Genomic DNA, 11286 nt, shown 5'->3' on the forward strand with positions numbered 1-11286 from the left:
GTCCGGGCCGCTCAGGGCACGCGTTCGGGCGCCGGGGCCGGGGTGTCCGGCCGCAGCATGATCGTGCGGGAGACGACGAAGGTGATCGGGATGGCCGCGGCGGCCGCGGCCAGCGGCGCGTACCGGCTGCTGAACCCGGCGAGGTCGACCAGCAGGTAGACACCGCCGGTCGTGATGACGAAGTTGGCGGCGTTGGTGAGGGGGAAGAGCAGGAACTTCCGCCAGGTGGGACGGGTCCGGTAGGTGAACCAGCAGTTCAGGAAGAAGGATCCGGTCATGCTCAGCGCAAAGGCGATCACATGGGCGGCGATGTAGGGCAGCCATGCCAGCAGGACGAGGTAGCAGCCGTAGTACGTGCCGGTGTTCACCACTCCCACGAGGGCGAACCGGGCCATCTGTGCCGTGACCGTCATCGGCGTACGAACTCCTGGGGCTCCCGTATCCGCTGCGGCGCCTCGGTGTTCGTGGCCTTCACCAGGAAGTGCGGGCGCCTCTTCACCTCGTAGTAGATACGGCCGACGTACTCGCCGACCACCCCGACCATCACCATCTGGACCCCGGCGAGCGCGGTGACCACGACGATGAGAGTGACGTAACCGGGGGTTTCCACACCCTGCACCAGGGCGACGCCCACGATCCACGCCGCATAGGCGCAGGCCACGGAGAGCAGCAGCATGCCCAGGTAGAGCGCGGCGCGCAGCGGTTTGTTGTTGAAGGACAGCAGCCCGTCGAGACCGTAATTGAGCAGCTTCCCGAAGGTCCAGGCGGAACTGCCCTGCTCGCGGACGGCATTCTCGTAGCTGAAGGTCGTCGTACGGAATCCCACCCAGGCGAAAAGGCCCTTGGAGAACCGGTTGTATTCGGTGAGTTCCAGTACGGCGTCGACGGTGCGGCGGGACAGCAGCCGGAAGTCCCCGACGCCGTCGACCAGTTCCACGTCCACCAGCCGGTTGATCAGCCAGTAGTAGGCACGGGCGCTGAGGGTGCGGGTGACCCGGTCGCCCTTGCGGGTGCGGCGGGCGATCACCTGGTCGTAACCCTGTGCGTGCTCCTGGAGCATCCGGCCCACGAGCTCGGGCGGGTGCTGGAGATCGGCGTCCATGATGACCACGGCGTCGCCCTCGGCGTGCCGGAGACCGGCCAGCATGGCGGCCTCCTTGCCGAAGTTGCGGCTGAAGGAGACATAGCGGACCCGCGGGTCGGCCGCGGCCAGCTCCTGGAGGATCACCAGGGTCCGGTCCGCGCTGCCGTCGTCGACGAACACCAGCTGGAATTCATGACCGAGCCCGGTCAATTCTTCCGTGACGCGTTCATGGAAGCGTTCGAGGATCTCTTCCTCGTTGAAACAAGGCACCACCAGAGAGATCAGCACGGATGTACATCAGCGCGGCCAGATGTCGGAATCCGATGCAGCACGTGACCGATGGGCGTCCATCACGTGAACTGCCCCAATTCCACAGGGGTTTGAGCGTTCGAAGCTGGCATATTCCTGCGTATGCCGACTTCCTGCCCCCGCCTGTGCGCGGGCTCGCTCGCCGCGCTGCTCACCGTCGCCGCGGTCTGCGCGGGTGACGCCCTGGCGGGCGTCTTCCCGTTCGGGCCGCGCACGCGCAGCGTCAACGACCTGGGCAATCAGTTCGTGCCGTTCCACGCCCGGCTGTGGGACCTGCTGCACGGGAACGCCGACGGCGGGCTGCTGCTCAACTGGTCCTCCGGGTACGGGACGAGCTTCCTGCCGGATCTCGGCACCTATCTGACCAGTCCGTTCGCCCTGCTCGTGGGGGTCTTCCCGCGTGACCGGATCGATCTCGCGGTCTATGTGGTGACGGTCCTGAAAATGGCGTCGGCGGCGGCGCTGATGACCCTGTTCCTGCTGACGCTGCGCGGCGGGCGGTGGTGGGTGGCCGGGACGCTCGGCGCCTCGTACGCACTGTGCGGCTGGTCGGTCGCCGAGGCCTCGTACAACCCGATGTGGCTGGACGGGCTGGTCGCCCTGCCGCTGCTCTGTCTGGTCGCCGAGTGGGCCCGTACGGGACGGCACCGGATCGCCGGGCCGCTGCTCGTCGCGGTGGTGTGGGCGGCCAACTTCTACACGGCGTACATGGCGACGCTCGGTGCCGCCCTGGTGCTGGCCGTCCGGCTCTTCACCGAGCGGGACGAGCGGCGCGCGGTGGTGCGGGGGCTGGTGCGGGCCGTCTGCACGGTCGGGGTGGGCATCGGGCTCTCGGCGCCCGTCCTGCTCCCCGTCTACCTGGGCACCAAGCACGCCTATCCGGGCTGGGACCGCACGTTCGCGCCGGCCGCCTGGACCGATGTGCTCGCCCGGCTGCTGCCCGCCACGTACAGTTTCTTCACCCCGGCCCTCTTCCTCGGTACCGGCACCCTGCTGCTGGCCGGTGCGCTGGCCTTCCAGCGGTCCGTGCCGGGGCGCGAGCGGTGGGCGTGGGCGGGGCTGGTGGCGGGGGTCGCGCTGTCGATGCAGTGGGGGCCCACGCATCTGCTCTGGCACGCCTTCGCCACGCCCAACGGCAGCCCGTACCGGCAGACCTTCGTACTCGCCGGGCTGGTGGTGATCGCCGCCTGGGTCTCGGTCTCGTACGGCCCGCCGGAGCGGCGGGCGCTGCTCGGCGGGGCCGCGGTCCTGGTACTGCTCGCGGCCGGGGCCGGCTTCAGCGACCTGGTCACCGGGTGGACGTATCCGCTGTTCGTGGTGGGCCTGGTGGCCGCGTCCTGCGCTCTGGTGCTGGTCGGGCGGGGCCGGAGGCTCGTGGCGCTGGCCGCCGTGCTGCTGATCGGCGCACAGGCCGGGCAGGCCGCCGCGAGCACCGCGTACTTCGACCGGCAGCGGCTGAACCGGCTCGACGACTACGCGCCCTGGGGCGAACGGCAGCGGACCTGGGCGGCCGCGGTCGCGGGCGCCGACGCCTGGCCGCGCTATCGCACGGACCCCGGCCGGGAGCAGACCACCGCGAACGATCCGCTGCTGGTGGGCGGCCAGGGCGGCGCGTACTACAGCAGCCACACCCCCGCCGTGCTGACCCGCACGATGCGTGCGCTGGGCGGCGGGTGGACGTCGAACGGCCGGGCCGTGCAGAGCCTCGACAACCCGGTCACCGACGCGGTCTTCTCGGTCGGCGCGCGGGTGCGCGGGCCGCGCGATCCGCACCAGGGCGCGAACGCCCCGGACGGCCGGCCGGTGACGGTGAGCCGGGCCGAGGCGCCGCCACTGGTGACGGTGCGGCGGGCGGGCGGGCCGGTGGCGTACGGCCGTTCGCCGTTCCGGAACCAGGAGCAGCTGCTCGGCTCGCGGGTCTACACGGTCCCGGCGACGACGCTGCGGACGGCGGGCGGCGGCGCGGTGACCGACAAGGGGACGTACGACTACCGGGTGGGTCGCGGCACGTACACCCTGACCGCGAGCTGCCCGGCGGGCACCGAAGCGTATCTGTGGGCGCCCGACATGTTCGGCCGGGCACGGCTCGGCGACGGCCCGGAGGTCGAGTTCAAGGGGCAGCTGCCGGCCAGGCGTGCCGCGATGCAGCACCTGGGCACGGTCGGCGGGGGCGGGAGCGTGCGGGTCACGCTGGCCCCGGTGCGCGCCGGGACCGTGCCGCATCGGGCGATCGGCTGCCTGGACCGGGCCCGGCTGGCCTCGTCGGTCGCCGGGCTGAAGCGCACCGGTGCGACCGCCGTCCATGTCACCGACCACGGTGTCCGGGCCGAACTGCCGCGCGGCACCACCGGAACGGTCGTGATCGCCGCGCCCCGGATCGCGGGCTGGAGCTGCCAGGGCCGCCCCGCGGACAGCTATCTGGGCCTGGTCGCCACCCCGGCACCGGCCGGGGGCGGGGCCGTCGACTGCACGTTCCGGCCCCCGGGCCTGCGGGCGGGCGCGTCGGCCGGGGCGGGTGCGCTGGCCGTCCTCGTGATCGGCGGGCTGGTCCTCGCATGCCGGCGGCGGCGGTCGGAGGCCGGGCGGCCCGGGACCGACCGGCCGCGACAGCGCGCCGGGGCTCCGGAGCCCGTGGAGGTCTGAACCCGTGGAGGTCCGACCGGGACCGGGCCGGTCGTCAGCCGCCCCGTACCTCCACCTGGCGGTCGAGCCGACGGCGCAGCTCCACCGGCAGCGGGTGGTGGGGTCCGTAGGCCCGCTCGGCGTCGTACAACAGCGCCTGGAGCTGTACCCGCGCCGTGACATGGTCTCCGAGGGCGAGCAGCAGGTGCGCGATGCGGTTTCGGATCTCGAAGGAGCGGGCGGGGTCGCCGCCCGTGCCGCGGTGGTTCTCGTAGTACGGGAGGACCGCGCGGTACTCCGCGAGCGCGGCGGCCGGTTCGCCGAGCTGCTCCAGGCACTGGGCCGCGTCGTAGCGGAACTGGAGCGTCTGCGCGTCGGCCGGGCCGGCCTCCGCCGCGCGGTCGTCGGCGAGGCGGCGGAGCTCCGGCAGGGCGCGGCGGTACTGGCCGTCGTCCATCAGCGTCGCCGCGTACTGCTTGCGCAGGATGCGGACCACGGCGGAGTCCTCGCCGTGCTGTTCGGCGGCGGCCGGGAGGATCGAGCCGAGGATGTCCACGGCCTGGGTGATCCGGCCCTCGCCGAGCAGCTTCTTGACGTCGTCGACGGCGGCGGCCACATCGGGCCGGGCCGCCGCGGGGGCGGGCGGCGCCGGCGGCGGGGGCGGGGTGGCGGCCCGGTCGGGCCACGGGGCGTGCGGGCGCAGGAACGGGCGGGTCGGGTCGAGCGGTCCGGCACAGAGCCCGGTGCCCGGCGAGGGGAGCAGCGGGGCGAGGTGCTCGTACACCTCCTGGGCGCCGGACGGGCGGTGCTGCGGGTCCTTGGCCAGCAGCCGCAGCACCAGCGCTTCGAGGGGCTCGGGGATGTCGGGCCTGATCCGGCGGACCGGGACCGGGGGCTCGTAGAGGTGGCGGTGCAGCACTCCGAGCGCGGTGGACCCGGCGAACGGCACGTCACCGCTGAGCAGTTCGTGCAGGAGCACGCCGAGGGCGTACAGATCGGTGTATGGGCCGACGGCGCCGCCCATCGCCTGCTCGGGGGCCATGTAGGCCGGGGAGCCGATCGGTGAACCGGTGTGGGTGAGCCGGGTGGTGTCGGTGTCCAGGACGGAGGCGACGCCCAGGTCGAGGACGGTGACGGTGCCGTCCGGGCGCACCATCACATTGCGGGGCTTGAGGTCGCGGTGGACGATCGGCACCGCGTGCACGGCGCACAGGACGGCGCAGAGCTGGGCGGCGACCGCGACGGACCACTGCCAGGGGTACGGGTCGTGCTCGGCGAGATGGTCGGCGAGGTCGGCGCCCTCGACGTACTGCATGACGAGGAACAGGTCGTCGCCGTCGCTGCCCGCGTCGTGGACGGTGACCAGGCCCGGGTGGTCGACCTGGGCGGTGACCCGGCACTCGCGGACGAAGCGGCGGCGCAGCTCCTCCGCCGCCTCGCTGCCGATGGGGCCGGTGACCCGGTCGGGGCGGAGCAGCTTCACCGCGACGCGGCGGTCCAGGCGCTGGTCGTAGGCCGTCCAGACCTGGCCCATGCCACCCTGGCCGAGGATGGTCGCCAGTTGGTACCGCCCGCCGATGAGTCGTCCGCTCACCGGCCCTCCTCCTTGCGGAGGTAGTCGCTCAACTCGTCCAGCTCGGCGCGGACCTGGTCGATGCGGTGGGGCTGGGGGCGGGGTTGGGGGTTCGGCTGAGGCTGGGGGTGCGGCTGGGGCGCGGGTGAATGCTGCGGCTGCGTCGCGGGGGAAGGCTGGGGCTGCTGTGCTGCTTGTATCGGCGGCGCGGGCGCGGGAGCGGGCATGGGAGTCGGCGTGGGCGTGGGCGTGGGGGCGGGCGTCCACACCGGCACCGTGGGCGCGTACCCGTACCCATAGCCGTATCCCTGGCCGTACCCCGGCACCGGGGCCCCGTAGCCGCCCGTCCGGTGCTGCTTCGCGAGCCGTTCGTAGTGGCGGACGTCCCCCACCAGGTAGTAAGCGATCGAGCCGCACATCACCACCAGCAGCAGCGGGATGAGGACGTTGTCGATGCCGGTCGGCTCGTCGCTGCCGTCCCGGCCGAGGATCGGCAGGAGCACGCAGACGAAGACGAACCCGGCCCCGGTCAGCCACCAGTCGGACGCCCGGCGGCGCACGATCGCGAGCCGGAGCAGCGGACTCCACAGCAGCATCCCGAGCGAGCCCAGCGCGAGCACGACGAAGAGCACGCGCATCGAGACGATCCAGGCCCGGCCGGGAACCCGGCGCGGCGGCGTCGGCGGATGACCCGGGGCGTACATGGCTGCTCCTGGAGACCTGGGCGTTGAACATCCGCGCACACGCTCCGTGCACGCAGATCCGAGCTTAAAGGGCGACAACGACAACCGGCCCCGGGTTGTACGGATCTGCTGTGGTTCAGCTCACCCCGGCGCGACCGTGCCGTCCGTCAGCCCGTCGTACATCCCCTGGACGAGCTGTCCGCCGAGCCGGCCGGCCAGCCTCAGGGCGTCCTCGAACTCGGCCAGGGCACGGAACCGTTGCCCGTAACGCTGCTGCTCCGTGAGCGGCAGCCGCGGCAGTTGGAGGCGGCGGGCGTCCAGCCGGGTGGCGGTGGAGGCGTAGCTGCTGGCCTGGCGGTTGTTGGCGGTGCCGCGCAGGAAACCGGCCAGGAACCAGGGGTCGAGCGCGGCCGGATCGGGGCGCAGCAGCTGGAGGTTGCGGCCCAGCGCGGCGCCCGCGGTGGCGTCGTCGACGACGCGGGCGACGGAGCCGCCGCCGAGCACGGGCACGACGACGTCGCCCGGTTCGACGAGGACCGGCTCCTCGGTGGGACCGTCGGCGGGCAGGCTTCCCGAAGGGGCGGTGGAGCCGAGGACGTCGTGCTCGGTGAGGACGGGCCCCGGGCCGGTGCCGGAGCCGCCGGTGCGGAGCTGGAGTGCGCCGGCGCGGGCGAGTTCGCCGACGGTGGTGAGTGGCCAGTGGGCCGGTTCGCAGGGGGTCACGGCCGGGGGGGTGAGGGTGCCGGTGATGCCGAGCGTCTCGGTGAGCCGTTCCCGTACGCGGATCAGCTCGGCGGGTCCGTCCGCGGCGGTGGGCGGCGGCAGATGGCGGGCGGGGGCCAGGTCCACGTCGTCGTCGAGGAGTTCGATGACGGGTACGGCGCGGCCGGCGCCGGGGCGGGCCGCGGCCGGGTGGCCGGCGCCCTCGAAGGACTGCCAGGCGTCGAGCACGGTGCTGTGCACCGCCTGCCAGTCGAGCCGGTCGCGCCCACCGGCCGCGGGAGCCGGGCCCGCCGAAGACGGTTCGGCCGGTTCGGCGGTGTCGACGAGCAGAAGTTCGGGCGAGGGATGCAGGCCGCTGCCGGGCTTGCGGAGCACCCAGAGGTGGAGCGGGATGCCGTACGGGGGTGCCGCGCCGGCCGGGAGCGCGATGACGGCGCGCAGGGCGCCGCGGCGCAGCAGATCGGCGCGGATCCGGCGGCCGGAGCGGCGCGAGGCGGCGGCCGGGGGCATCAGCAGCACGGCGGTGCCGCCCTCGCGCAGATGGGCCAGGGCGTGCTGGACCCAGGCGAGTTCGGACTCGGTGCGGGCCGGGAAGCCGTACTCCCAGCGCGGGTCGTAGGCGAGCTCGTCGTGGCCCCAATTGCGTTCGTTGAACGGCGGGTGGCAGAGCACGGCGTCGGCGGCGAGCTGCGGAAAGGCGTCGGCGCGCAGGGTGTCGGCGGTCCGTGCCGCCAGGGCGCAGCCCGTGTCGGTGTGCAGGGCGAGTCGCAGCGCGGTGAGCGCGGCGAGGTCGGGGTCGTTCTCCTGGGCATACAGGGCGGCCGGGCTGCCGACGGCGCGGAGCAGGGCGCCGGTGCCTGCGGCCGGGTCGAGGACCGTGCGGGCGGGCCGCTCGCCCGCCTCCACCAGGGCGGCCATCAGTCCGGCGAGTCCGGGCGGGGTGAGTGTGTACTGGCGCGGGTTGGCGTCCAGCTGACGGCCGAGCAGGAACTCGAAGGTCTCCCGGGCCCCGGTTCCGGCGGCGAGTTCGGCGGCGGCGCGGAGCAGCGGGACGGACGGGAGCAGTTCGGCGGGGCTCGGGGCGTGAACGGCCCGCCCGGCCTCCGCCGCCGGTCCGAAGCGGGCGGTGAGCACCTTGTCGACGGCGAGGGAGAGCACGCCGGCCATGCCTTCGTCCGAGACGGCGGTGATCTCCGGCCAGGTGTTGGGGGCGGTCCGCAGGAGCAGCAGGGCGCAGCCCGTGTGGACCATGGCGGGGACCGCGCCTGCCGGGTGCCCGGCGAGCTGCTGCCAGACCCGTTCGCGCAGCGGGACCTCGGCGAGTTTCCCCTGGTCGCGGAGCCATTGCTCGACCTCGGACAGGGCGAAGGAAGGGCTCGTCTCGGTGCCGCCGACGGGCTTGGGGAAGTCGGCGTGTCGGCGGCGCCAGTTGCTGACCGCGGCACGCCCCACCCCCGCCAGCCGTGCGATCCCGGCCGCGGTCACCTCTGTCGAGTTCTCCGGCACTGACTGTCTCCCTGGTCCTGGCGCTCGTCCCGGTACTGGCTTGTCGGCGAGCATACCGACCCGGTTCACACGACATCGATTCACAGCGTGCACCAACCTATTCATCATGAATCGCGTTGACTCGGTTCACAAGCTCTGCTCTTATTGACTCGTCGCTACAAGACAGCGATGCACGGATCCGCTCACCACCCATCTCTGCTTTTGCCGGAGGGCACAGCCATGTCCCAGTTCACGCAGCCGCCGCAGTCCCCGCAGCCGCAGCCCCAGCAGCCGTACGCGCCCGCCCAGATGCCGGGCGTGCGCCCGGCCCGCAACGGACTGGGCATCGCCGCCCTCGTCCTCGGTGTCATCGGCGCCGTGTCCGGTCTGATCCCGTTCCTGTTCTGGATGGCGGGCGTCCTCGGCCTCATCGCCCTGGTCCTGGGTCTGGCCGGCCGGGGCCGCGCGAAGCGCGGCGAGGCCACCAACAAGGGGGTGACCACCTTCGGCGCCGTGCTCGGCCTGATCTCACTGATCCTCGCGGTGGTGGGCGCGGTGATCACGTTCAAGGCCGTGGACGACGCCGTGAACGACCTCAACAAGGCGGTCTCGGACACCACCGCCTCCGCCGAGCCGAAGCCCGGCGGCGACTCCGCCAAGGGCGGGGGCACGGACAAGGGCGGCGCGGACAAGAAGGACACCGGCAAGGCTCTTGGGGCCGGCGACTCGGCCGTGTACGACGACGATCTGACGGTCACGGTCGGCGACGCCACCTCGTACACCCCGGACGCCTACGCCGCCGGACACACCAAGGGCAAGAAGGCCTACCGGGTCGCCGTCGTCATCGAGAACGCCGGCAAGGAGAAGTTCGACTCCGCGCTCGTCAGCGTCTCGGCGCGGGCCGGCCAGGACGGCGTGGACGCCGAGCAGATCTTCGACAACAAGGTCGGCGCGGGCTTCAGCGGCACGGTCCTGCCGGGCAAGAAGGTCACGGTCCAGTTCGCCTTCGACGCTCCGGCTGATGCCAAGAACCTCACCGTCGAGGTCAACCCCGGCTTTACGTACGACGCCTCGCAGTGGGACCTGAAGCTCTGACCGTCCCCTCCGGGACCGGACAGAACGAACCGGACAGAGCGGAGCCGACCACCATGCATCTTCCCGCCCGCGCCTCGGCAGCCGCCCTGAATGCCGCGACCGCCCTCGTCCTCGCGACGGCCTGCAGCATGCTCCCGGACGACGCGCCCGACGCCACCGAGCCCTACGCCGGGCTGACCGCCCCCGAGGTCGTCAACAAGGCCCTCGCGGCGACCCGCGCAGCCAAGTCGGTACGCATGACGGTGGAGACGACCTCCCCGGAGGGCCCGGTCGAGGCGTACGTGGCCACGGACATCAGGGGCGAGTGCACGGTCACGCTCTCCATGGGCGCGGCGGGCACCATGGAGCTGGTACGGACGGGCGGCACGGTCTACGCCCGGTCGGACGCCGCGATGCTGCGATCCGCCTCCGCCGCCGACGTCGAGCGGCTCACGGGCCGCTGGGTGAAGCCGGCCACCGACGACCGGCACGCGAAGCCGGCCGAACGCTACTGCGACCGGGAGACCTTCCTCGGCCCCCTCGCAGCGAACAGCGGAACGGCCCGCAAAAGATGGGCGACCGTACCCGGCTCCGGCACCCCCGCCCTGACCGTCAGCGGCGAGACGGACAACGGGAAGTGGACGGCCGACATCGCCATCGACGGCAGACCCTTCCTGCTGAAGCTGCACCTCCCGCCCGGCGGCGCGGGACACGGCACCGGCCACGCCGCCCCCGTGACGGTCGAGTTCTCCGGGTTCGACAAGCCGTTCACGGCGAAGAAACCGAAAACCTGAAACACCCGCACCGCCGCATCGCCGGAACCCGCCCCCACCCCGGGGCGGGTTCCGTCCGTGCGAGGCGGGCCCGGCTTCCCGGCCTGACGCCCATCGCCCCGGTCAGCTCACCGACCGAGGTCGCCCCGTAGCCACGCTCCCGGCCCTCACCCACTCACCCGCCGCACTGCTCCAGCATCGCCTGCTTGTCGGCGGCGGTGACCGGCAGTTCGTACTTCAGGGACACCTGCGCGAACCGCACCGCGTACGAGCAGCGGACCGGCTTGTACGGCGGCAGCCAGGAGGCCGGCCCCGAGTCGCGCTTGGCGTTGTTGGCCGGCCCGTCCACCGGGATGAGGTTGAGCGGGTCGTTGGCGATCTGCTGCCGCTCGGCCTCGTTCCAGCGCGAGGCGCCCATCTGCCAGTCGTACGACAGCGGCATGACGTGGTCGATCTGGACCTTGGTGGCCTGCTGCTTGCGCCAGTCGATGGTCGACCCGGTGTACGGGTCCTTGAGGGTCATCGAGACGACCACGCAGTCCGAACCGGACCGGAACTTCACGTCCTTGCCGTCCCTGGCGAGGAGGTCGTTACGGGTGTCGCAGCCGTTCCTCGCGAGCGGAATCCCGTCGACCGAGTCCTTCCACGCGTAGCCGAACTTGTCCCGCGCGTAACCCGTCTTCGGCCCCCGTCCCTTCGTCGCCACCTTCTCGATGACCTTCCGCCCCGCCGCCCGGTCCGCCTCGGACGTGAGCGGCGCGAGCCCCGGTTTCGTACCGTCGGCGTTGTCGAGCGGACTGGCCCCGAATCCGGTGACGGCCTGCCCGCCACCGTCCGACCCTCCCCCCTGCCTCCCGGCCCCGGAGGAGGCGCTCTCGGGGTCACAGCCGGCCAGGGCCAGCACGGCCGCCACGCTGAGGGCGGGCAGCATCGTTCGGTAAGCGCGGGGAGATATCACTC

9 protein-coding genes are annotated in these 11286 nt (G+C 72.7%); 3 read left to right on the forward strand and 6 right to left on the reverse strand.

Translation table 11 applies throughout. The features are described from left to right. Positions 1-11: 11 nt before the first annotated feature. Together IE107_RS27260 and IE107_RS27265 are read right to left on the reverse strand one after the other, a co-directional pair. Positions 12-413, reverse strand: coding sequence for a GtrA family protein (locus IE107_RS27260; protein ID WP_189546994.1), 402 nt, complete (start codon positions 411-413; stop codon positions 12-14). Further along, on the reverse strand, positions 410-1372 hold the full coding sequence (locus IE107_RS27265; protein ID WP_189546995.1) for a glycosyltransferase family 2 protein: 963 nt from the start codon (positions 1370-1372) through the stop codon (positions 410-412). Before IE107_RS27265 ends, IE107_RS27260 begins: the two co-directional genes overlap by 4 nt. 123 nt (positions 1373-1495) lie before the next feature. Between IE107_RS27265 and IE107_RS27270 the strand changes: the two genes are divergently transcribed. Further along, positions 1496-4036: a YfhO family protein gene (locus IE107_RS27270; protein ID WP_189546996.1), complete on the forward strand. Its 2541-nt coding sequence runs from the start codon at positions 1496-1498 to the stop codon at positions 4034-4036. A gap of 34 nt (positions 4037-4070) precedes the next feature. Here the strand turns inward: IE107_RS27270 and IE107_RS27275 are convergent, their stop codons facing one another. The 3 genes from IE107_RS27275 to IE107_RS27285 form a co-directional block, all read right to left on the reverse strand. Further along, positions 4071-5609: a serine/threonine-protein kinase gene (locus IE107_RS27275; protein WP_189546997.1), complete on the reverse strand. Its 1539-nt coding sequence runs from the start codon at positions 5607-5609 to the stop codon at positions 4071-4073. Continuing rightward, the gene (locus IE107_RS27280; protein WP_189546998.1) at positions 5606-6292 is read right to left on the reverse strand and encodes a hypothetical protein; all 687 of its coding nucleotides are present in this window, start codon (positions 6290-6292) and stop codon (positions 5606-5608) included. The genes IE107_RS27275 and IE107_RS27280 overlap by 4 nt, the downstream gene beginning before the upstream one ends. A 120-nt stretch (positions 6293-6412) precedes the next feature. Further along, positions 6413-8500: an N-6 DNA methylase gene (locus IE107_RS27285; protein WP_189546999.1), complete on the reverse strand. Its 2088-nt coding sequence runs from the start codon at positions 8498-8500 to the stop codon at positions 6413-6415. Between the two features lie 219 nt (positions 8501-8719). Here IE107_RS27285 and IE107_RS27290 point away from each other — a divergent pair, with 219 nt between their 5' ends. Next, positions 8720-9574 carry a DUF4190 domain-containing protein gene (locus IE107_RS27290; protein WP_189547000.1) on the forward strand — a complete coding sequence of 285 codons (855 nt, stop codon included), beginning with the start codon at positions 8720-8722 and terminating at the stop codon, positions 9572-9574. Positions 9575-9627: 53 nt separating this feature from the next. Continuing rightward, a complete protein-coding gene (locus tag IE107_RS27295) occupies positions 9628-10347 on the forward strand; it encodes a LolA-like protein (protein WP_189547001.1) in 720 nt (239 codons plus the stop codon). Positions 10348-10501: 154 nt separating this feature from the next. On the opposite strand, the gene IE107_RS27300 is transcribed toward IE107_RS27295, so the two are convergent. Continuing rightward, positions 10502-11257 (reverse strand): HNH endonuclease family protein, encoded by a 756-nt coding sequence (locus IE107_RS27300; protein ID WP_189547002.1) that lies wholly within the window; start codon positions 11255-11257, stop codon positions 10502-10504. Between the last annotated feature and the right edge of the window lie 29 nt (positions 11258-11286).

The organism is Streptomyces gelaticus (genome assembly GCF_014649535.1).
Classification (GTDB): domain Bacteria; phylum Actinomycetota; class Actinomycetes; order Streptomycetales; family Streptomycetaceae; genus Streptomyces; species Streptomyces gelaticus.

Coding starts and splice junctions, on each gene's coding strand:
- IE107_RS27260 (WP_189546994.1), bottom strand. CDS start 413: ATGACGGTCACGGCACAGATGGCCCGGTTCGCCCTCGTGGGAGTGGTG.
- IE107_RS27270 (WP_189546996.1), top strand. CDS start 1,496: ATGCCGACTTCCTGCCCCCGCCTGTGCGCGGGCTCGCTCGCCGCGCTG.
- IE107_RS27280 (WP_189546998.1), bottom strand. CDS start 6,292: ATGTACGCCCCGGGTCATCCGCCGACGCCGCCGCGCCGGGTTCCCGGC.
- IE107_RS27290 (WP_189547000.1), top strand. CDS start 8,720: ATGTCCCAGTTCACGCAGCCGCCGCAGTCCCCGCAGCCGCAGCCCCAG.
- IE107_RS27295 (WP_189547001.1), top strand. CDS start 9,628: ATGCATCTTCCCGCCCGCGCCTCGGCAGCCGCCCTGAATGCCGCGACC.
- IE107_RS27300 (WP_189547002.1), bottom strand. CDS start 11,257: ATGCTGCCCGCCCTCAGCGTGGCGGCCGTGCTGGCCCTGGCCGGCTGT.